The sequence below is a fragment of the Nocardiopsis salina YIM 90010 genome (assembly GCF_000341025.1).
Lineage (GTDB): Bacteria > Actinomycetota > Actinomycetes > Streptosporangiales > Streptosporangiaceae > Nocardiopsis > Nocardiopsis salina.
On record NZ_ANBF01000217.1, the window covers coordinates 1 to 22150 of the forward strand.

A 22150-nucleotide genomic window follows, 5' to 3' on the forward strand; every position below is an offset into this window, starting at 1 on the left:
GGGCTTGTCCACGACCAGCGCCTCGGTGGTCAGGAGCATGCCCGCGATGGACGCGGCGTTCTGCACAGCCGAACGGGTGACCTTGACCGGGTCGAGGATGCCCTGGGCAGTGAGGTCCTCGTAGGAGTCGGTCGAGGCGTTGTACCCGTGGCCCACCTCCAGCTCGGAGATGCGGTGCGTGACGACGTAACCCTCGGCGCCGGAGTTCTCGGCGATCCAACGGGCGGGCTCGACCAGGGCGCGGCGCACGATGTCGGCACCGGTCCGGGCGTCGTCGTCCAGGCCCAGGCCCTCCAGGGACTTGGCCGCGTGCACCAGGGAGGCACCGCCGCCGGCGACGATGCCCTCCTCGATCGCCGCGCGGGTCGCCGAGATGGCGTCCTCGAGGCGGTGCTTCTTCTCCTTGAGCTCGACCTCGGTGGCCGCGCCGACCCGCAGGACGGAGACACCGCCGGCCAGCTTCGCGAGGCGCTCCTGGAGCTTCTCGCGGTCCCAGTCGGAGTCGCTGTTCTCGATCTCACCGCGGATCTGGCGGACGCGGTCGTCGACCTCGCTCTGCTCGCCCGCACCGTCGACGATGGTGGTGTCGTCCTTGGTGACGGTGATGCGACGGGCACGGCCGAGGGTCTCCATACCGGCGTTCTGCAGGGTCAGACCGACCTCTTCGGCGATGACCTGGCCGCCGGTGAGAACGGCGATGTCCTGCAGCATGGCCTTACGGCGCTCGCCGAAGCCGGGCGCCTTGACGGCGGCGACGTCGAGCGTGCCGCGCATCTTGTTCAGCACCAGGGCACCCAGGGCGTCGCCCTCGATGTCCTCGGCGATGATCAGCAGCGGCTTCTTGTTCTGCAGGACCTGCTCAAGCAGCGGGAGGAGGTCGTTGAGGCTGCTGATCTTGCCCTGGTGGATCAGGATCAGCGCGTCGTCCAGGACCGCCTCCTGGCGGTCGTTGTCCGTGACGAAGTACGGGGAGACGTACCCCTTGTCGAACTGGAGGCCCTCGGTGAAGTCGAGGTCGAGACCGAAGGTGGGCGCCTCCTCGACGGTGATGACGCCGTCCTTGCCGACCTTGTCGAAGGCCTCGGCGATGAGCTCGCCGATCTGGTCGTCCTGGGCGGAGTTGGTCGCCACGTAGGCGATGTCCTCGCGCTCCTCGATCGGCACGGCGCGCTCGACCAGGGTCTTGGCGACGTGCTCGGCGGCGGAGTCGATGCCCTTCTTCAGGGACATCGGGGAGGCACCGGCGGCCACGCTGCGCAGACCCTCGCGGACGAGGGACCGGGCCAGCACGGTGGCGGTGGTGGTGCCGTCGCCGGCGGCGTCGTTGGTCTTGGTGGCGACCTCCTTGACCAGCTGGGCCCCCAGGTCCTCGTAGGGGTCGTCCAGCTCGATCTCACGGGCGACGGTCACACCGTCGTTCGTGATGGTGGGGGCGCCGAACTTCTTGTCGATGACGACGTTGCGGCCGCGCGGGCCCAGCGTCACCTTGACGGCGTCGGCGAGACGGTCGACGCCGCGCTCGAGCGCGCGGCGGGCGTCGTCCTCGAACTCAAGAATCTTGGCCATGGGTGTGACTCCTCGTCGGGCCGGTGGTGAGAAGAAAGAAAGCATCCCGCCCCGCCCGGCAGAGGGCCGACCGGATGCGGGATGCGTGATCCGTGGTGCGGCGCGGGGCGCCGCTGCGGCTTACTTCTCGACGACCGCGAGGAGGTCGCGCGCGGAGAGGACCAGGTACTCCTCGCCCTCGTACTTGACCTCGGTGCCGCCGAACTTGCTGTAGAGAACGACGTCGCCGACGTTGACGTCGAGCGCGACGCGGCTGCCCTTGTCGTCGAGCTTGCCCGGGCCCACGGCCAGGACCTCGCCCTCCTGGGGCTTCTCCTTGGCGGTGTCCGGGATGACCAGGCCGGACGCGGTGGTCTGCTCAGCCTCCAGGGTCTTGACCACGACGCGGTCCTCGAGCGGCTTCAGCACGGTCTTGGTGGCGGTCGACACTGTCTGACCTCCCCCTTCACAGGTTCTGGTGACTTGCACTGCGGCCCGCGGGGACGCGGACCGTCTACGAGAAAAAGGGGCGACCGCGGCGGCCTGTCGTCGCGGGTGCCAGACCGGCCTCGTCGCGGTTAGCACTCTACCCCCGAGAGTGCCAGAATGGAAATGTGACCGTGATCCCCGACGGGGGAGCCTCACTCACCACCACAGAAACCGCCCACGGGGGGATCCATGCACGCGGCCGCGTTCGAGGCGTTGCTCACCGAGGCGGGGCGGGAGGTCCTGGGAGGGATCGACCCGGCGGAGGCGGCGAAGGACCGCCTCACGGTGGCCTCGCGCCTGCGCACGGAGCCCGCCGTCACCGCGCTGGCCCCGGACCTACCCGTTTCCGACCTGGTCAACGCACTCCTCACCCAGATCACCCTCCGTGAACGCGCACAGGCCAAGTTCGGGGACCGCGCGACCTCGATGTTCTTCACCCCCGACGGTGCAGAACAGGCCACCCGGGCGAGCGTGGCCGCCTACCGGGCCGGGCGCATTGCCGCGGCGGGCGTGGAACTCTCCGGCTCCCGCCCGGCCGGTGACCTGTGCTGCGGCATCGGCTCCGACCTGCTCGCACTCGCCGAACGCGGGGTTGCGGTCGAAGGCATCGACCTGGACCCGCTGACGGTGGCAGTGGCGCGAGCCAACATCGCGGCGCTGGGACTGGAGGACCTCGCCTCGGTACGGCAGGGGGGCGGGNGTCAGCGCCGTCGAACCCGGGCGGCACCCGGCGCTGTGCTGCGATCCCGCACGCCGGGGCGGGCGCGGGCGCGTGTTCGACCCCGAGTCCTACTCCCCGCCGTGGGGCACGGCCGTGGAGCTCGCGCAGGGATCGGAGGCGGCCTGCCTGAAGGCGGCACCCGGCCTCCCCCACGAGGTACTCCCGGAGGAGGCCTCGGCCGAGTGGATCTCGGTGGACGGCGAGCTGAAGGAGGCCGCGCTGTGGTTCGGGGCGCTCGCAGAGGACCCCCGACGTCGCGCGACCGTGCTGCACGAGCGCCCGGGCCTGCGCGAGCGCGAGGGGGAGATCGCCCAACTGGAGGCCGATCCGGACGCGGGGCCAGCACCGGTGGCCGGGGCGCGACGGTTCCTGTACGACCCGGACCCGGCCGTGGTCCGCTCGCACCTGGTCGCGGAAGCGGCGGCGCGGGTGGACGGCGCGCTGCTGGACGAGCGCATCGCCTACTTCACCGCCGACCGATCCGAGGTCTCGCCGCTGTGGCGGGTGCTGGAGATCGACGCGGTCATGCCGTTCTCCCTGAAGAAGCTCCGGGCGGCGCTGCGTGAACGCGGGGTGGGGACCGTGACGGTCAAGAAGCGCGGGTCGGCGGTGGACACCGAGCGGCTGCGGCGCGACCTGAGACCGTCCGGCCCGGAGGCGGCGACGGTGGTCCTGACCCGGGTCGGGGACCGTCCTTGGGCGCTGGTCTGCCGCGAAGTGGAGTGAGGACGCAAGCCCCTGGACCACGGGCGTTCCGGATCGTTATGCGAGAAGGGCGGAAGTTCCTGCGCCCCCTGGGGGTGGAGGGCCCGCGTTGGTTAGGCTTGGACACGAACCCTTCCCTTCTCATGGATTCCCCCGGAAGGCCCCATTGAGCGACCCGCGACGCGGTTCGACCGGCTCAGCCATCCTGCCCGCACTTAACACCCTCAGTCACACTTGCGTCACAGTGCGGCGGTACCTGTGCGGGGCGGAGCCCGCCCCGGGGAGCATCGAGAGTCCCGACCGCCCGGACCATTCGTCCACTCCCCGGGCGTGTTCGGGAGCGCCGAAACCATAAGGAGCACCTCGGTGGAACAGACCAATCACAACTTCCTCAACGGGGGAGGTCAGGCCGGGATCTCCGACCGGATGCGCGACCTTCTCTCCCAGGCCGCGCAGGAGCACACTTCCGAGCAGAAGTCCCAGGGGGCGGTCAGCGAGGAGATGCGCCAGCGGTTGGAGGGCATGGAGTGGCTGCTGCGCGAACTGCGCGAGCGCGAGCTGAACTCCCTGGCCGAGTCGATCGACAAGGTCGACGGCCGTATCGACGATTTCCTCGCCCGTCCCCCGGAGTGGGCCGAGACCCTCGCGGAGCACATCGAGCTCGTCGGGCAACAGGTCAAACCCCTCGCTGACCTGCCGTCGCTGCGCGCCGACACCCACCGCGTCGCCGGGCACCTGGACACCGCCCTCACCCGCCTCCAGCGCATGGCCGAGACCGGCAACAAGACGGCTGAGCAGGTCGACGCGCTCGGTGAGCGGCTGTCCGGCCTGAGCGAGACCGTCGAGACCCGCCTGACCTCCCTGGACGAGGCCCTGGCCTCGCTGTCGGAGCGCACCGAGGCGGTCGAGGCCACGCTCAACACCCTCAGCGAGTCCTCCGGCGAGCGGCACGAGACGCTCACCGAAGCCCTCGCGCAGAACAAGGACGCGATCACCGAGTCGCTGACCAACGGCAAGGACGAGCTCGCCGAGGCCGTCAAGGAGGGCCGCGAGGCGCTTTCCACGGCTCTGGCCGAGGCCCGCGACGCCCTGTCGGCCGCCGGCACCCAGCTGGGCGAGGACGTCACCGGCAAGCTCGACACCGCCGCCGCGGAACTGCGCACGTTCGTCGAGGAGCGAACCGCCGAGCAGCACTCCACGCTTCTGGAGCGGTTGCAGGAGAACACCGGCGAGCTGGGTGAGCGCACCACGAAGCTCGCCGAGGAGCTCGAGGCCCTCTCCACGGCCGAGAAGGAGCGCCACGAGGCGCTGCACACCGGCCTGGACGAGCGGGCCGAGGCCGCCAAGGAACGCCACGACCGGCTCCCCGAGAGCGTGGGCGAGCTCAGCACCCTCGCCGAGGAGAACCACGCCGAGGCCACTGCTGCCGTCGCGGACCTGACCGGTTCGCTGGCCAAGATCCGCCAGACCCACGAGTCCTCCCTCAACGACCTGCGCGCGCACCTGCGTCAGCGCCTGTCCGAGGTGACCGAGCAGATGGAGCTGGCCCGTACCGAGGCCCGCGAGCAGGACGAGGCCGCCGCCGAGCGGCTGCGCGAAACCCTCACCGAGCGCACGGACTCCCTGTCGACGCGGGTCGCCGAGGACGCGGAGAAGGTCGCCGCCGATCTCGCCGAGCTGCGCACGTTCGTGGAGGAGCGCACCGACCGTTCCGCCGACGAGGACGCCGAACGCCACCGGTCCCTGACCGAGGCGCTCACCGAGCAGGTCGAGACGCACCGCACCGCCCTGGACGAGCGCCTGGAGCGCCAGCGCGAGTCCCTCACCGGCAAGGTCGACTCGCATCTGTCACAGATCACCGGCAAGGTCGACCACGAACTGGGTCGGCTCACCGACCGCTTCGACACCTTCGAGGGGCACTTCGAGGGCAGCTTCGAGGCGGTCGAGGGCAAGCTCGACCGGGTCGACGGGCGCCTGGACGGGCTCAACGGGCGCGTCAACGGCGTCGAGGGCCAGTTCGAGGGTGTCAGCGGGCACTTCGAGGGCGTCGACGGGCGTATGGAGGCCATCGACGACCGGCTCGAGGCCCTCAACCAGCGCCTCAACCAGCTCCCGCAGACCATGGAGGTCAGCGAGCTGCACCGACGCCTCACCGAGCTGGTGGAGCGCCCGCTCGTCGACAACACCGACAAGCTCGACGAGATCGACTCCCACGTCACCTCCGCCGTGGAACCCGTCCTGCGCGAGCTCAAGCAGCGCCCGGACCGCCGTGAGTTCGAGGAGACCGTCAGCGAGGCGGTGGAGAACTCCCACGACGACATGAGCAAGCGCCTGGCCTCCCTCGAGGAGACCGTGCTCGCGCTCGCCGAGGCGCTGCTGCGTCCGGGCCGCGACGGCAAGAAGAAGCGCCGCAGCGACGACGACGAGGACGACGAGTAGCCACTCGCCCGACGGGGCCCGGCCGCACCGCGCGGCCGGGCCCCGTTCCATGCGCGTTCGAGTTCATCGATGGCCCCGAACAGGCGAAGAGCATTCTCCGGGCTGCGCAGGAGGTGGAGCACCTCCCCGAACGCCTCGTACCCGGACAGGGGAAGCATCACCACCGGCTCGCGACCTGCCCCGGTACGACGACCTCCTCACGATCGTCGACGACAGCATCGGGCAGGTCCCCGAGGCCCTCCTCCGGGCTCCCGGTCATTCACGATCCTCATGGCCGTCGGTGTCCATCGTGCGTCATGACTCAGGCGCGCGGACGCGTTCCTGCGCCGGTGGGCGGGTAGGGAACGGGTCGAGCCCCTCAGCGAAGCCACACCACCTCGGCGGTAGGGAGGCGCGCACATGGCACGCACCGTTGCGCACAAGCTGATCGGCGACCATCTGGCCTGGGGCGACATGGTCCCCGGTGAGGAGATCGGGATCGCCGTCGACCAGACGCTCACCCAGGACGCGACCGGCACCCTCGTCATGCAGGAGCTGGAGGCACTGGGCCTGGACCGGGCGGCCACGCAGCGCAGTGTCCAGTACGTGGACCACAACCTGCTCCAGGCCGACGAGAAGAACGCCGAGGACCACACGTTCCTCCACTCCGGGTGTCGGCGCTACGGGCTCTGGTACTCCAAGGCCGGCAACGGAGTGTCCCACCCGACCCACATGCAGCGGTTCGGGATCCCGGGCGCCACGATGGTCGGTTCCGACTCCCACACCTGCGCGGCCGGGTCCCTGGGCATGCTCGCGATCGGGGTCGGTGGCCTGGAGGTGGCGCTGGCGATCGCCGGGCGTCCACTGCGCCTGCGTATGCCCCGCATCTGGGGTGTGTACCTCGACGGCGAACTCCCCGAATGGAGCTCGGCCAAGGACGTGATCCTGGAGATGCTGCGCCGCCACGGTGTCTCCGGCGGCGTGAACCGGATCATCGAGTACCACGGGCCCGGAGTCGAGACACTCACCGCCATGGACCGCCACGTCATCGCGAACATGGGCGCGGAGCTGGGCGCGACGACAACCGTGTTCCCCTCCGACGACGCGGTGCGGTCGTTCCTGCGCGCGCAGGGGCGAGAGGACGACTTCCGTGAGCTGGCCGCCGACCCGGGGGCCGAGTACGACGACCACGAGCACATCGACCTGTCGCGGGTCGAACCGCTGATCGCTGCGCCGTCCTCGCCGGGCAACGTGGTTCCGGTACGCGAAGTGTCGGGACGGGAGGTCAGCCAGGTCGTGATCGGGTCGTCGGCCAACCCGGGCCACCGCGACTTCGCGGTAGCCGCGGAGATGGTGCGCGGGCGGCAGACCGACAGTTCCGTGAGCTTCGACGTCAACCCGTCGTCGAGGCAGACGCTGTCCGACCTGACCAAGGCCGGCGCGGTTCTCGCCCTGATCAACGCGGGCGCGCGCATCCACCAGGCCGGGTGCCTGGGATGCATCGGGATCGGGCAGGCGCCCGCGGTGGGCCGCAATTCGCTGCGCACGTTCCCCCGCAACTTCCCGGGGCGTTCGGGGACCAAGGAGGACTCGGTCTGGCTCTGCTCGCCCGAGACCGCGGCCGCGTCGGCACTGACCGGTGTCATCACCGACCCGCGCGACCTGGCGGACGAGCTCGGGATGGAGTACCCGCGCCCCGAGCAGCCGGACCCGGCGACGGTGAACACGGCGATGTTCGTGCCACCGCTTTCACCGGAGGAGGCCCGCGAGGAGGAGCTGGTGAAGGGGCCGAACATCTCCGCCCTTCCCGACCTGACCGAGCTCCCGGACCGTATCGAGGCGCCCGTGATGCTCAAGACCGGGGACGACGTCTCGACCGACGAGATCTCCCCGGCCGGGGCACGCGCCCTGCCGTTCCGTTCCAACATCCCGAAGCTGGCCGAGTTCACGTTCACGCAGATCGACCCCGACTACCCGCAGCGGGCGGCGGCGACCGCGGACACGACCGGCCACATCATCGTGGGCGGGGAGAACTACGGCCAGGGGTCCTCGCGCGAGCACGCCGCCATCACACCCCGCTACCTGGGTCTGCACGCGGTCATCGCGAAGTCGTACGCGCGCATCCACTGGCAGAACCTGGCCAACTTCGGGGTACTGGCGCTGGAGTTCACCGACCCCGCCGACCACGACCGCATCTCGGCCGGCGACGTGCTGGTCCTGGACGGCCTGCGCGACGCCCTGGCCTCCGGCGGGCCGCTGACGGCGGTGGGACGTGACTCGGGCGAACGCTACGAGCTGCGCCACAACCTCTCTCCCCACCAGGTGGACTCGGTGCTCGCCGGTGGCGAGATCCCCCTGATGAGGAGAGAGTTGAGCTGATCCCGCAGGTCAGACGGTGAAGACGACCTTGCCGAAGAGGTCGCCCTCCGCCATGGCCTGGAAACCCTCCTTCGCGCGGTCCAGAGGCAGGACCCGGTCGATGCCGGGGCGGAGGCCGGTCGCAGCGAGCATGCGGGTCAGAGCCTCCAGCTCCGGCTTGGTGCCCATGGTCGACCCGATCACCCGCAGCTGCAGGAAGAAGACCCGCTTCAGCTCCGCCGAGGGGGCGTCGCCACTGGTCGCGCCGCAGGTGAGGATCGCACCGCCGGGCTTGACGGCGCGCAGCGAGTGCTTCCAGGTGGCCTGGCCGACGGAGTCGAAGACCGCGTCGACCCGCTCGGGGAGGCGCTCGCCGGAGGCCAGGACGGCGTGCGCGCCCAGGCCACGGGCCCGCTCCCGCTTCTCCTCGCTGCGGCTGGTCACGTACACGCGGTGCCCCACGTGGGAGGCCAGGGTGATGAGCGCGGCCGAGACCCCGCCGCCGGCGCCCTGCACCAGGATCGAAGAACCGGGGTTCAGGTCGGCCTTGCCGAAGAGCATGCTGTAGGCGGTCAGCCAGGCGGTGGGCAGGCAGGAGGCCTCCTCGAAGGAGAGCTCCGGGGGCTTGGGCACGAGGTTCTGGCGGGGCACGAGCACCTTCTCCGCAAAGGTGCCGTCATAGACCTCGGAGAGCAGGGAGGGTTTCACGCCGGCCTCGACACCGCCGGCCGTGGGGTCGCCGACGAGGCCGTGCACGACGACCTCGTTGCCGTCCTCGTCCACCCCTGCGGCGTCGCAGCCCAGGACCATGGGGAGCTGGTCCTCATTGAGGCCCACACCGCGCAGGCTCCACAGGTCGTGGTGGTTGAGGGAGGTGGCCTTCACGCGGACGGTCGTCCACCCCTCGCGCGGTTCTGGGTCGGGGCGCTGCCCGTCCTCGAGCGCGGAGACCGGGTCCTCGGTGTCGAATCGTGCTGCTGTGATCGCGAACATACCCGGCACCCCATCACACGCCGGCGAATGGTTCCAGGCCCGGGGCAGCTGCACGGGCACGCCGGTCAGCCACCCCGCGAATCACACCCGCAAGGACGCGGCACGCGTTCCGGCGGGTGCTCCGGTCACCTCTTCCTCTTGGCCTTCACGCCGCTCATGACGGCGATGAAGACGCAGAGGGCGATCGCGATCAGCAGTACGGTACTCACGTCCGGTCTGTGCCTCTTCTCCGGTTGCTGCGGTGCGGGGCGGCGGCCCGTCCTGCTCAGGGGCCTCCCCGATGGTGTCAGAGGCCGGGGCGCTCAGACCGCGAGAGGCATGGAGACCGGGAGCGAGGTGTCGGTGGCCAGGTCGAGCGACGAAGGCGGCAGGCCGGCGGCCACGACCTCAGCACCGAGCGCGGCGATCATCGCCCCGTTGTCGGTGCACAGGCGCGGGCGCGGAATGCGCAGTTCGACACCGGCCTCGGCGCAGCGCTGCTCGGCCAGGGCGCGCAGCGCGGAGTTGGCCGCGACACCGCCGCTGATGACGAGGGTGCTGACGCCGTTCTCCACGCAGGCGTCGACGGCCTTGCGGGTGAGCACGTCCACGACCGAGTCCTGGAAGGCCGCGGCGATGTCGGCGACCACGAGCGGGTTCCCGTACCGGTCCGCGTCCTCGACGTGGCGGGCCACGGCGGTCTTCAGCCCCGAGAAGGAGAAGTCGTAGGTGCCGTCGCCCCACTTGCCGCGCGGGAACCGCAGCGCCGACGTGCTGCCGCGCTGCGCGGCCTTGTCGATGTGCGGGCCGCCGGGGTAGGGCAGCTCGAGCAGGCGGGCGACCTTGTCGTAGGCCTCGCCCGCGGCGTCGTCGACGGTGTCGCCGAGCGAGACCACATCGGTGGCCAGGTCGTTGACCTGCAGCAACGAGGTGTGCCCGCCCGAGACCAGGAGCGCGATCGCCGGCTGGGGCAGCGGCCCGTGCTCGAGCTGGTCGACGGCGACGTGGCCGACGAGGTGGTTGACGCCGTAGAGGGGCTTGCCCAGTGCCATGGCGTAGGCCTTGGCGGCGGAGACCCCCACGAGGAGGGCACCGGCGAGCCCGGGGCCCGCGGTGACGGCGACGGCGTCGACGTCGGCGGCCTTCACCCCCGCGGAGTCGAGGGTCCGCTGGACGGTGGGCACCATCGCCTCCAGGTGGGCGCGGCTGGCCACCTCGGGCACGACACCGCCGAAGCGCACGTGCTGCTCGACGCTGGAGGCGACCTCGTCACCGAGCAGTTCGTGTCCGCGCACCAGACCGACACCGGTCTCGTCGCACGAGGTCTCGATCCCGAGGATCAGCGGGTGGTCGCTCATCGGTCCTCCTCCCGGCCGGAACCGGCCTCGTCGACGCGGCGCATGACGATCGCGTCGGCGCCCTTGTAGTAGCCGCGCCGTACCCCGATCCGGTCGAAGCCGAAGTCGGAGTAGAGCTTCTGGGCACGCGGATTGTCGTCGCGCACCTCCAGGAACATGTGGGTGATGCCGCGCCGCCCGGCCTCGTCGAGCAGTTCGGTGAGCAGGGCGCGGCCCACTCCGCTGCCCCACAGCTTCCGGTCGACGGCCATGGTCTGCACGTCGCCCTCGGGCGGGACCGCGCGCAGGCCCGCGTAGCCCACGACCGCGCCGTCGGACTCGGCGACGACGTAGTGGCGGCTGGGTTCGGCGAGTTCGCTGAGCAGGACGTTCTGGCTCCAGGCGTCCTCGGGGAACAGGGCGTTCTCCAGCGCCATGACGGGGCCGACGTCGGCGAGGTTCATGGGGCGCAGGCGCACCGGGCTCACTTCACCCACTGGCGCACCTTCTTCGGTCCGGCGGGGGCGGCGGCATCGGGGCGGCGCAGGTACAGCGGCAGGGGTTCGGGCAGGGCCTCGCCACGGTGCAGGCGGTCCAGGGCGAGCTCGGCCATGGCGGAGGCGTCCGGAAGCAACGGCTCGGGGCGGGCGGCTGCGTCACCGAGCACGTCGGCGTACATGCGCGCTCCGTCGCCGACCAGCGGGAGCCCGCCCGTGTCCAGCTCGGCCGGCCTGGCGACCCCGATCTCGCCCACACGGGTGCGGTGGTCGTCGTAGCGGGCCCAGAAGACCTCCTTGCGACGCGCATCGGTCATCGCCACGAACGGCTCGGTGCGCCCGGTGGCCAGGGCCAACGCGTCCAGGGTGGCGACCCCGTGGCAGGGGATGCCGAGCCCGTCGGCGAGGGCGTGCGCGGTGGCGAGTCCGACCCGCAGGCCGGTGTAGGGCCCGGGGCCGATGCCGACCGCGATCGCGTCGAGGTCGGCCGGGGTGAGTCCGGCCTCGGTCGTGATGTCGCGGATCGTCGGCGCGAGGAGTTCGCCGTGGCGGCGCGCGTCGACCGATGAGGCCGAGGCACGCAGGGCGAAGGAGCCGTCGGGCGCGCTCTCACCGATCGCCGCGGTGACCGCCGGTGTTGCGGTGTCGAAGGCCAGGAGCAGCACGGGTGACCTGCCTATCCGTTCCCGGGTTCGCCGGGCAGCTCGGCACCGGTCCAGCGGGCGCCCACGGGGCGCAGGTGGACGGTGCGGGTGTCGTCGGGGTGGCGTTCGATGTCGATCTCGAGCCGTTCCTCCGCCAGGCCCTCGGCGACGTCCTCGCCCCACTCCACGACGGTGACGGAGTCGGGGAGGGTCATGTCGAGGTCGATGTCGTCGATCTCGTCGGCACCGGAGAGGCGGTAGGCGTCCACGTGCACGAGCGCGGGCCCGCCGACGAGGGAGGGGTGGATACGGGAGATGACGAACGTGGGTGAGGTGACCGACCCGCGCACACCGAGGCCGTCGCCGAGGCCCTGGGTGAAGGTGGTCTTCCCGGCACCGAGGGGGCCGGAGAGGATGAGCAGGTCGCCCGGTCGTGTCAGGGCGGCCAGATCGCGGCCCAGATCGCGCATGGCGTCGTCGGTGGCGGCGCCGACCGTGCGCGCGTGGGCCCCGTGTGCGGTGGATGTCGCTTCTGTCATGGGGCTCGCTGCTCGTGTCGGATGTGGTCGGGAGGCGGGTTCGGGCCGTGCGGCCGCGGTTCGCGCCCCCGATCCAGGTTATGGCGGGTCCGGCACCTGTGCGGACGGTTCTCCGGTCCCGGGCTCAGGGGAGCGCGGTGTACTCGCGCGGGACCCGGACGCCGACCCTGGTGACGATCTCGTAGGGGATCGTGTCGAGCACGGCGGCCCAGTCCTGTGCGGTGGGGGCGCCGGGTTGCCGGGAGGGGTCGCCGAAGAGGACCGCGTACTCCCCCGCCGACACGTCGTCGTCCCCGACATCGACAACGAACTGGTCCATGCAGACTGTTCCCGCGATGGTGCGGGACCGGTCGCCGAGCAGGACGGGGCCCCGGTTGGTGGCGGCGCGGGGCACCCCGTCGGCATACCCCAGGGGCACCAGGGCGAGGGAGGTCTCGCGGTCGGTGACGTAGCGGTGACCGTAGGAGACGCCGCTGTCGGGCGGGACACGCTTGGTCAGGGCGACGCGGGACTCCAGGGTCATCGCCGGACGCAATCCGGGCACGTCGAGATCGGGGATCGGGCACAGTCCATAACCCGCGATCCCAGCGCGTACGAGATCGAAGCGGGCCTCCGGCAGAGTGAGGAGCGCCGCGGAGTTGGCGATGTGGCGCACCTCGGGCTCCAGACCGGCCTTGTCGACGGTCGCCAGGGCCTCGTGGAAGGCGTCCAGTTGCAGGGCGATGGAGGGGTGGCCGGGTTCGTCGGCGCAGGCGAAGTGCGACCAGATACCGCTGACCTTGATGGTCCCGTCGGCCTCTGCGCGGGCGGCGGCCGCCACGACTCGCTCCCAGTCGCCCGGGCAGACCCCGCCGCGGTTGAGCCCGGTGTCGGTCTTGAGCTGGACGCGGGCGGTGCGGTCGAGTCGTCGGGCCTCCGACACGACCGTCTCCAGGACCGCCATGTCGCTCACGCCGAGGTCGAGGTCGGCCGCGATGCCCTCACCGACCGGTTCGCCCGGCGGGATGATCCAGGACAGCACGGGCGCGCTGATACCGGCGCGGCGCAGCTCGAGGCCTTCACCGATGTGGGCCGTGCCCAGCCAGGTGGCGCCGCCGGCGAGCATGGCGTGGGCGGCCTGCACCATGCCGTGCCCGTAGCCGTCGGCCTTGACGACACCCATGAGCGGGGTGCCACCCGCACGCTCCTTCAGGAGCCGGGCATTGCCGGAGAGCGCTCCGAGATCGACGCGGGCGCGCGCGAAGTGTGCCATACCCTCCAGTCTTCCACGCCTGGGTTACCTCTGAAGACCTGCGGGTATGTGCCTTTCGACCGAATTTCACGCCCTGAAGAGGGAAATCGGTATGAGCGAAATCGGAAGTGAACGGGCCGTCAACGTCTCTCGGCTCTGGTCCGGTGGGCTCGCCACCGCCGTCGTCGCGACACTGGTGGTCCTCGCTGGAACGCTCGTCTTCCGCGGTGTCTTCGACATCCCCGTCCTCGCTCCCGAGGAGGCCGGGTATCTCGGTGACACGAGCACCGCCGCCTACGCTCTCCTGGCCGGCGCGATCGCGCTCGTCGCAACCGCGCTGCTGCACATGCTGTTGCTGTCGGCGCCGCGTGCGCTGACCTTCTTCGGCTGGATCATGGGCTTGGCCGTCGCGATCGCGGCCGTCACCCCGTTCAGCCAGGTCGCAGAGGTCCCGAGCCAGCTGGCGACCGCCGTGATCAACCTGGTCGCCGGTATCGCGATCGTGACGCTGCTGCGCAGTGTGGGCCGCACCGCGGTCGTGCGCTCACCGGCCGCCGAGGAGAAGTCGCCGACCACCGCACCCAACGCCCCGGCCGCCCCCGAGGGACACCCGAACCAGGCCGAGCAGGGGCCCGCGCTGCAACAGGAGGGCATCCTCCCCGACGTGAGCCAGGAGGAGTACCGTGCCGCGGAGCTGCGCGCCCGGCGCCAGGACGCCGAGGAGGAACGCGCCAAGGACGGGCCCCGGCCGGAGTGAGGCAGGGGGACACACCAGACACGTGAGAGGTGGGGGTGGAGCCGGCCGGCTCCACCCCCACCGTCGTGTGCGGGCCCGTGCAGAACCCGCGCGCCGGAACCTGCGTCACACAGGTACGCACAGGGCCGGTGACCCGATCGTGTCCCGAGTGCCCGAGAATGTGTACCTGCCCCTCTTCCGCCCCTCGAGGAGATCGACGTGGCCCACTACGAGATCGACCCGCAGCAAGTCTCCACCGTGCTGAGCGAGACCGGTGAGCTCCTGGGTGACGAGGACGGCTCGGACGGGCTCGCCGGATCCCTGACGTCCATCGAGTCCACCCTCCTGTCGTTGGAGCAGGGGACCCAGAGCACCCCCATCACCATCGCCCTGGGCGAGTTCGGCGGCCACTACCTCGAGATGGTGTCCGACATGCTCAGTCTGACCGGCAGCGGGATCCAGGGCACCCATGACGCGACCACGCACTACATCAGCGGCGACGAGGAGATGGCCCGGCAGGCCCAGTACGACGCCGGGGCCATCGACGAGTCCAACGCCCTGCCGGCCGACAACCGGTGACCCGCCGCCCCCACCACCCCTGAGCCCGGAGGAGAACCCCCGTGAGCCGCGACGTCGTCGCCCTCCTCGAACGCGCCCCCACTTCCCGCATCCTCATCGACGCGGTCTGCGCGGCCAACCCGGCCCTGCGTGTGCGTCCCGTCGCCGACGGTGCGGCCGTGTACCTGTTCGAGAACTCCGGACGCCTGGTCATCGCGTTGCAGGCGTCCCAGGAACTACCGCTGTCGGCCGAAGCGGACCGCCTGCTCGGGGAGGGCACGAGCGACGCGCTCCCTGCCCGGCCCCTGTGGCTGGAGGTGCGCGGTGCCGAGGTACGGGACTGCGACACGGGGGACCTCGGACGCATGATCGCCGACCATCTGGTGCAGGAGTGCGGCGGGGTGGTCGTCAGGCCCCGGTCGTCCCTGCCGCGGGGCGAGGAGCACCCGTGGGGTACGACCGACCACCCGGCGGTGAGTGTGGCCACGGAGGAACGCGCGGTCCTGGTGCAGGACCGGCCGGTGGTGCCGCTGTCGGCATGGGTGATCGACGCCCTGGCCGAGCACGGCCGGGAGGGTCGGCGCCTGCAGCTCCTGACCCCGTCGACGAGCACACTCACGCACGCGATGCGGTGGCTGTTCGCGCAACCGGGCGCCACCTGGGCGGTACAGGCCCCCGACTCGCGGTACTACGACGGTTTCACCGGTCTGCCCCTGCTGTGGGACCGGGAGACCGGGTTCGACCGGAACCCTGACGTCGACCCGGAGGAGGGGCCCAATCAGGCGTTCCGGGCGTCAGCGGCCGAACCCCTGGGCGCCCAGCTGCGGGTGACTGTTCACCTGGACCACCCCGTCACGGGTGAACTGGAACTGGGCGAGTTGGTGGAGCTGGTGTCGCAGCGCCTGGCCGGGGCACACCCTGCGGTATGGGGCGTGGCCGAGCCCATGAACGAGGTCTGGGACCGCGCCCGCATGACGGGGCTGGTGCGCAAGCGTGCGCCGGGGTCGACCACAGTGTTCCTGAACGGGCCCGGCGGCGACGACGTGCGGCCGTTCAGCGGTGTACTGCGGTACTCGCGCAACAGGAACGGCGTGCACGAGCACGTCGAGCTCACCGTCGGCCACGCACCCGGTGAGGAGCCCGATCTGGAGGCTCTGGAGTCCCTGATCGACGAGTTGGCCGCCCGGGACGGGCTGCGGAGCGTGACGGTGAACCGGGCCCTGGGACGCCCCGACCTCACCTACGCCCCGCGCTGGGCGGGGGTCTCGGTCCCGGTCGGGGTCGCCGTGGGCCCGGAGGGGGTCCTGGCTGTCGACCGGAAGACGGTGGAGACCGCCCCGGTCGAGCCCGTGCGCCTGGGCCCGCCTCTGACACCGACCCTGTGGTTCCGGATCGGCGACGGGGTGGAACCGGGCAGCTGGAAGACCTTCCACGACCTGCTGGAGCACATGCAGCCGCAGACCTCCGAGCGCGCCTGATCGACCGCGCGCCGCGCTCGTCGCCTCAGACGCGGGTGACGAGGGCGTCGGCGTAGCCGGGGCTGAGGCAGTGCTCGATGACCATGACGGCCGCGCCCACGACGCCCGCGCCCTCCCCCGCGGTGGAGGAGACGATGCTCAGGTGCTCGGTCGCCAGGGGCAGCGAGCGCTGGTAGATGATCTCGCGGACCCCGGCGAGAAGGTGGTCTCCGGCCAGCGCCATGGCGCCACCGATGACGATCACCGACGGGTTGAACATGTTGACGGCCGCGGCGAGGACCTCGCCGACGTCGCGGCCGGCCTGGCGCAGGGCGCGCAGCGCCGGGACGGAACCACTTCGGGCCAGGTCGACGACCTCGCGGGCGCCGGAGGCGGGCACACCCTGTTCGGTGAGCGCCTCGGCGAGGGCAGCGCCGGAGGCGACGGCCTCCAGGCAGCCGGTGTTGCCGCAGCGGCAGGGGTTGTCGGNCACGTGGCCCATGTCGCCGGCCGCGCCCTGGGCGCCCCGGTAGACGCGTCCTTCGCTGACGATGCCGCAGCCGATGCCGGTGGCGACCTTGACGAACATCAAGTGGCTGGCGGCCGGCCAGGAGACGTGGTGTTCCCCGACGGCCATGATGTTGACGTCGTTGTCGACCAGGACCGGGACGTCCAGGCGTGACTTGACGTAACCGGGCACGTCGAAGTGGTCCCACCCGGGCATGATCGGCGGGTTCACGGCGCGGCCGGTGGCGTGCTGGACGGGCCCGGGCAGTCCCAGGCCGATGCCGAGGAGTTCGTCCTCGGAACGCCCCACGCGGTCGAGCAGGGTGCGGCCGTGGTCGACGACCCAGTCCAGGACGGTCTCGGGCCCGGCGGCGATCTCGAGGTCGATTCCGTCCTCGGCCAGCACCGCCCCCGACATGTCGGTCAGGGCCATCCGGGTGTGGGTGGCGCCGAGGTCGGCGGCCAGGACGACACGGGCGCCCGGCCGGAAGCAGAAGGTCGTGGGCGGGCGCCCGCCGGTGGAGACGGCCTCGCCGGAGGGCCCGATGAGGCCGCTGGCCAGGAGCGCGTCAACACGTTGGGTGACGGTGGAGCGCGCGAGCCCAGTCACCGAGGCGAGTTCGGAGCGGGTGCGGGGGCGTCCGTCGCGCAGCAGGCGCAGCAGGGTTCCGGCCCCTGGCGCCGTCGTCGCGGGCGCGGCGGTTCGCAGCTCCGTCACAGCCCTGTCCCCCGTTCCGGTCAGCGTGTCTTCCGTCATGCGACCAGTGAAGCACAGGATCTATTGATCGGCCGCCATGGATCTATCTTGCCTTGATCCGGCAACTTATGCTTGACGCTCGACATAAGTCCGGCGTAATCTGCCGGACATGTCAGTGAGAAAGGTCACAAGCCTGGGCGAAGTCACCGATTCCGCCGTGGCGGCCGTACCGGAGACCTACCGGGCGGCCGTGATCGGCACGGGCTTCATGGGCCGGACCCACACCCACGCCGTGCGGGCCACCGGCGGCGAGGTGGTCGGGGTCGCAGGCTCATCGGCCGACAAGGCCGCGAGCTTCGGCACCGCCCACGGCATCGGCCGCACCCACGCCGATCCCCTCGAACTCATCCGCCGCGACGACGTCGACGTGGTGCACGTGTGCACCCCCAACCACCTGCACGCACCGTTCAGCCTGGCCGCGCTCGAGGCGGGCAAGCACGTGGTCTGCGAGAAGCCGCTGGCCACCGAGTCCTCCATCGCCCGCGAACTGGTCACCGCCGCACACGAGTCCGGGCGGGTGGCCGTGGTCCCCTTCGTCTACCGCTTCCACCCCATGGCGCGGGAGGCCCGGGCCAGGGTGGCCGGAGGGTCGGTCGGGCGGCTCACCCTCGCCCACGGCGGCTACCTCCAGGACTGGCTGCTCGACCCCGCCGAGGACAACTGGCGCGTCGATCCCGCGCTGGGCGGCCCCACCCGGGCCTTCGGCGACATCGGGTCCCACTGGTGCGACATGCTCGAGTTCGTCACCGGCGACCGCATCACCGCGGTCAGCGCCCAGACCTCCCGGATCTCCGAGACCCGCGGCACGCGGGCCCGGCAGGTGACCACCGAGGACCTCGTGGCCTTCCAGTTCTCGACCGCGGGAGGGATGGTCGGAACCTCGGTGATCAGCCAGGTCTCGCCCGGCCGAAAGAACCAGTTGGTGCTCGAGGTCAGCGGAACCGACGGCTCACTCGCCTTCGACCAGGAACGTCCCGAGACCTTGTGGGCCGGCGGCCGCGAACGCACCGGCATCGTCTCCCGCGACGATCCCGGGCTCAGCCCCGACGCCGCGCGCCTGGTCAAGGTCCCGGTCGGCCACCCGCAGGGGTACCAGGACTGCTTCAACGCCCTGGTCGCCGACACCGGAGCCGCAGTGGCCGGTGGGTCGCCCGACGGACTGCCGGTCTTCGCCGACGGGCTGCGCACCGCGGTGCTGGCCGAGGCGGTCCTGGTCTCGGCCCGCGAACGCGGCTGGGTCGACGTCCCGGGGGTGGATGGCCCGTGACCGACCGGCCCCTGCTCCGGATGAAGGGCATCACCAAGTCGTTCCTCGGCGTGCGTGTGCTGCATGGCGTGGACCTGGACCTGTACCCTGGCGACCTGCACGCGCTCGTCGGTGAGAACGGGGCGGGCAAGTCGACCCTGATGAAGGTGCTGGCCGGCGTCCACCGCGCCGACGAGGGGACCGTCGAACTCGACGGCACACCGGTCTCCTTCGACCACCCGGTCCGGGCACAGCGGGCGGGGGTCGCCACCGTCTTCCAGGAGTTCAATCTCCTGCCCGAACGCACCGTCGCCGGCAACGTCCACCTGGGCCGGGAGATCCGGCGCCGGGGCTGGGTCGACGTGCGGGCGATGGACCGCGCCACCGGCGACCTGCTCGACGACCTCGGTCTGGAGGGCATCTCCCCCCGGGCCAAGGTGCGGTCGCTGTCGGTGGCCGAGCAGCAGGTGGTCGAGATCGTCAAGGCCCTGTCGCAGGACGCGCGCATCATCTCCATGGACGAACCGACCGCCTCGCTGGCCGACCACGAGGTCGAAGTGCTCTACCGCCTCATCGCCCGGCTGCGCGAGCGCGGCGTTGCGCTTCTGTACGTCTCGCACCGGCTCAAGGAGATCTTCGACCTGGCCACCACCATCACGGTGCTCAAGGACGGCCACCGGGTGGACACGGTCCCGGCCGCGGACACCGGCCCGGCCGAGCTGGTGCGCACGATGGTGGGCCGCCCGGTCTCGCAGGTCTTCCCGGGCCGTGTGGAGCCCCGCGACGACCGGGTCGGCGAGGTCCGCCTGGACGTACGCGGCGGCGGGAACGAGCAGGTCGACGGCGTGGACCTGACCGTGCGCGGCGGCGAGATCGTGGGGCTGGCCGGGCTCCAGGGTTCTGGACGCACAGAGATCGCCCGGGCCCTGTTCGGCATGGAACGCTTCACCCGCGGTGAGGTCCGCGTGGACGGGCGCCGGGTCGACCCGCGGTCGCCCCGCCGGGCCGTGCGTGCGGGTGTGGCCCTGGTGAGCGAGGACCGCAAGACACAGGGGCTGGCGCTGAACCAGTCCGTCCTGGCCAACGGCCGCCTGGCCCTGGACGCGGTGTGGCCGCTGGGTTCCCGCCGCCGTTCCCGCCGCCTCCCCGGGATCCTCGACTCCCTGGAGCTGGTGGCGCGCGGCGGCCACGGCCAGGAGGTGCGGTTCCTCTCGGGCGGCAACCAGCAGAAGGTCGTGCTGGCCAAGTGGCTCGCGGCCGACCCCGGGGTCATGGTCATGGACGAGCCCACCCGCGGTATCGACGTGGGCGCCAAGCAGGCGGTCTACCGGCTCATGCGGGAACTGTCGGCCGAGGGTGTGGCGATCGTGCTCATCTCCTCCGAGCTGCCGGAGCTGATCGGGATGTCGGACCGGCTCGTCGTGCTCGACGACGGGCGGGTGGCCGGCGAGCTCCCGGGCGGTTCGAGCGAGGAGGCGGTGATGGCGATGGCCACAGGGGCCCCGCCGGAGGGGGCGCCCGAGCAGGACCCGGAACGCCACGACCCGCGCACACTGGGCGCCGGCCCGCCCATGGGCGGGCCGCCCGAGAACGGCCCGCGTCCGCACCCCGAGGAGGCCGCGCCGTGACCCGTTCCCCCGGTTCCTCCTCCCTCCCAGCCCCCCGCTCCCTCTACTCCCGTGTCGGCACGACCGGCCTGGTCTACGCGGCGCTCGTGGTGATCCTCGCCGTGAGCGCGGTGCTGGTCTCGGCGCAGGGCGCGAACCTGTTCACCCCCGCCAACACCGTCGACCTGCTCACCCGCTCCAGCCTCCTGGGGTTCCTGGCGATCGGCATGACGCTGGTGATCCTGTGCCGCTCGCTCGACCTGTCGGTGGGGTACGTGGCGGCGCTGTCCACGGTCGTGGCCGCCACCGTCATGGCGGGCGACCCCGGGCGGGTCGCGCTGGGCGTGGGCGCCGCGCTCGGGGTGTGTGCCCTCATCGGTCTGGCCAACGGGCTGGTGGTCACCAAGCTCAGGGTCAACCCCTTCATCGCGACCCTCGGTATGGGGCTGATCATCAAGGGCTACCTGGACACCAACTTCCAGGGCCCGGCCGGCGACATCCCCGCCGCGTTCCAGGTGTTCGGGTACGCCCGGATCGGGCTGCTGCCCGTCTCGACGGTCGTGATGCTCGCGCTGGCCGCCGCCGCGATCTGGGCACTGGTCCGCACCCGCCTGGGCCACCACATGTACGCGGTCGGCGGTGACGCGGAGGTCGCGCGGCTGTCCGGGGTGCGGGTGGTCACGCCCGTGGTCACCGCGCACGTGCTCTGCTCGGTGCTGGCCGGCGTCGCCGGACTGCTGCTGGCGGCGCGCTTCGGCACCGGCAACGCCCTGGTCTACGGCAACGGTTACGAACTCGAGGCGATCGCCGCGGTCGTCCTGGGCGGCACCTACCTGCTCGGCGGCCGCGGGGGCGTGGCCGGGACGATCGCGGGCGTGCTGATCCTGGCCACGCTCGACACGGTCTTCAACGTGTTGGCCGTGGCCCCCTTCGTCAAGGACGTGCTGCGCGGAACCATCGTCATCGCCGCCGTGGCCCTGTACGCGCGCGGCCAGCTGTCGCGGGCCGCGATGCGGGTGCGGTTCCCGTCGGGCGGGGCACCGCCGCCGGAGGACTCCCCCGATCCACCGGGCGGTTCCGCCCCCCGTGACCCCGAACCCGCCGTGGGAGGTGCACGATGAGCGCGACCCGGCCGGCGGCCCACCGGACGCCCCGCCGCAACCCGCTGTCGCTGCTGTCCGGCGGCACGGCAACGGTGGCCCTGCTGCTGGCGGTGGTCTTCGCCGTCATCGCGACGCAGAACCCGTCGTTCTTCGAGGGCCCGCCGCTGATGTCGTTCGCCCGCATGGCGGCGCCGCTGGTGCTGCTGGCGATCGGGCAGTACTTCGTGATCGTCTCCGGCGAGTTCGACCTGTCGGTGGGCTCGCTCGTGGGCGCGCAGGTGGTGATCGCCGCCCGCCTCATCGACGGCGACGCGTCCCGGACCCTGCCGGTACTGGCGCTCATGCTCGCCTTCGGCCTGGTGGTGGGGCTGGTCAACGGGCTGGTCACGACGGTTCTGAAGGTGCCGTCGATCATCACCACGCTCGGCACGATGCTGATCCTGTTCGGCGCGGTGCGGTACTGGACCGGCGGGGCTCCCACCGGTGAGCTCTCCGAGGCCTTCCGGCTCGCGGGCCGGGGCGGCATCGAGGGCGTCCCCTACCTGGGCCAGCTGCCGTACGCGCTGTTCATCGCCGCCGCGGCCGCGGCCGGGGCGGTCTGGCTCATGCGTTCGCCCTACGGCCGCTCCCTCATGGCGACCGGCGACAACGACGTCGCCGCCGCGTTCTCGGGTGTGCGGGTGTGGCGGGTGCGCACCGCCGCGTTCGTCCTGTCCGGGCTCC

At 71.6% G+C, this 22150-nt stretch carries 18 protein-coding genes and 1 pseudogene; 10 read left to right on the forward strand and 9 right to left on the reverse strand.

What is annotated here, in order from left to right; genetic code table 11:
* Both groL and groES read right to left on the reverse strand, forming a co-directional pair.
* The coding region (gene groL / locus D474_RS0124160; RefSeq protein ID WP_017616061.1) for a chaperonin GroEL at positions 1 to 1566 on the reverse strand (1566 nt) is incomplete at its 3' end.
* A gap of 120 nt (positions 1567 to 1686) precedes the next feature.
* Positions 1687 to 1995: a co-chaperone GroES gene (groES, locus tag D474_RS0124165; RefSeq protein ID WP_017616062.1), complete on the reverse strand. Its 309-nt coding sequence runs from the start codon at positions 1993 to 1995 to the stop codon at positions 1687 to 1689.
* Positions 1996 to 2223: 228 nt separating this feature from the next.
* Between groES and D474_RS29940 the strand changes: the two are divergent.
* From D474_RS29940 to D474_RS0124185, 3 genes and pseudogenes are all read left to right on the forward strand, one after another.
* Positions 2224 to 3481, forward strand: a pseudogene (locus D474_RS29940) (class I SAM-dependent methyltransferase).
* Positions 3482 to 3826: 345 nt separating this feature from the next.
* A complete protein-coding gene (locus D474_RS0124175; protein WP_017616064.1) occupies positions 3827 to 5899 on the forward strand; it encodes a hypothetical protein in 2073 nt (690 codons plus the stop codon).
* 399 nt (positions 5900 to 6298) lie between these two features.
* Positions 6299 to 8257, forward strand: a complete 1959-nt coding sequence (locus D474_RS0124185; protein ID WP_017616066.1) for an aconitate hydratase — start codon at positions 6299 to 6301, stop codon at positions 8255 to 8257.
* Between the two features lie 9 nt (positions 8258 to 8266).
* Here the strand turns inward: D474_RS0124185 and D474_RS0124190 are convergent, their stop codons facing one another.
* From D474_RS0124190 to alr, 6 genes are all read right to left on the reverse strand, one after another.
* Positions 8267 to 9229: a zinc-binding dehydrogenase gene (locus D474_RS0124190; protein WP_017616067.1), complete on the reverse strand. Its 963-nt coding sequence runs from the start codon at positions 9227 to 9229 to the stop codon at positions 8267 to 8269.
* Between the two features lie 302 nt (positions 9230 to 9531).
* The gene (gene tsaD / locus D474_RS0124200) at positions 9532 to 10566 is read right to left on the reverse strand and encodes a tRNA (adenosine(37)-N6)-threonylcarbamoyltransferase complex transferase subunit TsaD (protein ID WP_017616068.1); all 1035 of its coding nucleotides are present in this window, start codon (positions 10564 to 10566) and stop codon (positions 9532 to 9534) included.
* The gene (gene rimI / locus D474_RS0124205) at positions 10563 to 11033 is read right to left on the reverse strand and encodes a ribosomal protein S18-alanine N-acetyltransferase (RefSeq protein ID WP_017616069.1); all 471 of its coding nucleotides are present in this window, start codon (positions 11031 to 11033) and stop codon (positions 10563 to 10565) included. The genes tsaD and rimI overlap by 4 nt, the downstream gene beginning before the upstream one ends.
* Positions 11030 to 11707, reverse strand: coding sequence for a tRNA (adenosine(37)-N6)-threonylcarbamoyltransferase complex dimerization subunit type 1 TsaB (tsaB, locus tag D474_RS0124210; protein ID WP_017616070.1), 678 nt, complete (start codon positions 11705 to 11707; stop codon positions 11030 to 11032). The genes rimI and tsaB overlap by 4 nt, the downstream gene beginning before the upstream one ends.
* 11 nt (positions 11708 to 11718) lie before the next feature.
* Positions 11719 to 12225 carry a tRNA (adenosine(37)-N6)-threonylcarbamoyltransferase complex ATPase subunit type 1 TsaE gene (gene tsaE / locus D474_RS0124215; protein ID WP_017616071.1) on the reverse strand — a complete coding sequence of 169 codons (507 nt, stop codon included), beginning with the start codon at positions 12223 to 12225 and terminating at the stop codon, positions 11719 to 11721.
* A 124-nt stretch (positions 12226 to 12349) separates the two neighbouring features.
* Entirely contained in the window at positions 12350 to 13477 is a 1128-nt protein-coding gene (gene alr / locus D474_RS0124220) for an alanine racemase (protein ID WP_017616072.1), read from the reverse strand.
* A gap of 91 nt (positions 13478 to 13568) precedes the next feature.
* Here alr and D474_RS0124225 point away from each other — a divergent pair, with 91 nt between their 5' ends.
* The 3 genes from D474_RS0124225 (at position 13569) to D474_RS0124235 (ending at position 16228) form a co-directional block, all read left to right on the forward strand.
* Positions 13569 to 14213: a DUF6069 family protein gene (locus D474_RS0124225; RefSeq protein ID WP_017616073.1), complete on the forward strand. Its 645-nt coding sequence runs from the start codon at positions 13569 to 13571 to the stop codon at positions 14211 to 14213.
* A gap of 198 nt (positions 14214 to 14411) precedes the next feature.
* The gene (locus tag D474_RS0124230; RefSeq protein WP_017616074.1) at positions 14412 to 14771 is read left to right on the forward strand and encodes a DUF6507 family protein; all 360 of its coding nucleotides are present in this window, start codon (positions 14412 to 14414) and stop codon (positions 14769 to 14771) included.
* 41 nt (positions 14772 to 14812) lie between these two features.
* Positions 14813 to 16228: a DUF6177 family protein gene (locus D474_RS0124235; RefSeq protein WP_017616075.1), complete on the forward strand. Its 1416-nt coding sequence runs from the start codon at positions 14813 to 14815 to the stop codon at positions 16226 to 16228.
* Between the two features lie 25 nt (positions 16229 to 16253).
* On the opposite strand, the gene D474_RS0124240 is transcribed toward D474_RS0124235, so the two are convergent.
* Positions 16254 to 17471, reverse strand: coding sequence for an ROK family transcriptional regulator (locus D474_RS0124240; RefSeq protein ID WP_026118764.1), 1218 nt, complete (start codon positions 17469 to 17471; stop codon positions 16254 to 16256).
* A gap of 115 nt (positions 17472 to 17586) precedes the next feature.
* Here D474_RS0124240 and D474_RS0124245 point away from each other — a divergent pair, with 115 nt between their 5' ends.
* The 4 genes from D474_RS0124245 to D474_RS0124260 form a co-directional block, all read left to right on the forward strand.
* On the forward strand, positions 17587 to 18738 hold the full coding sequence (locus D474_RS0124245) for a Gfo/Idh/MocA family protein (RefSeq protein WP_017616077.1): 1152 nt from the start codon (positions 17587 to 17589) through the stop codon (positions 18736 to 18738).
* Positions 18735 to 20345, forward strand: a complete 1611-nt coding sequence (locus tag D474_RS0124250; RefSeq protein ID WP_017616078.1) for a sugar ABC transporter ATP-binding protein — start codon at positions 18735 to 18737, stop codon at positions 20343 to 20345. Before D474_RS0124245 ends, D474_RS0124250 begins: the two co-directional genes overlap by 4 nt.
* Positions 20342 to 21445: an ABC transporter permease gene (locus D474_RS0124255; RefSeq protein ID WP_017616079.1), complete on the forward strand. Its 1104-nt coding sequence runs from the start codon at positions 20342 to 20344 to the stop codon at positions 21443 to 21445. Before D474_RS0124250 ends, D474_RS0124255 begins: the two co-directional genes overlap by 4 nt.
* Positions 21442 to 22150 (forward strand): ABC transporter permease (locus D474_RS0124260; protein WP_017616080.1); only part of this gene is annotated, 709 nt, incomplete at its 3' end. The genes D474_RS0124255 and D474_RS0124260, both read left to right, overlap by 4 nt.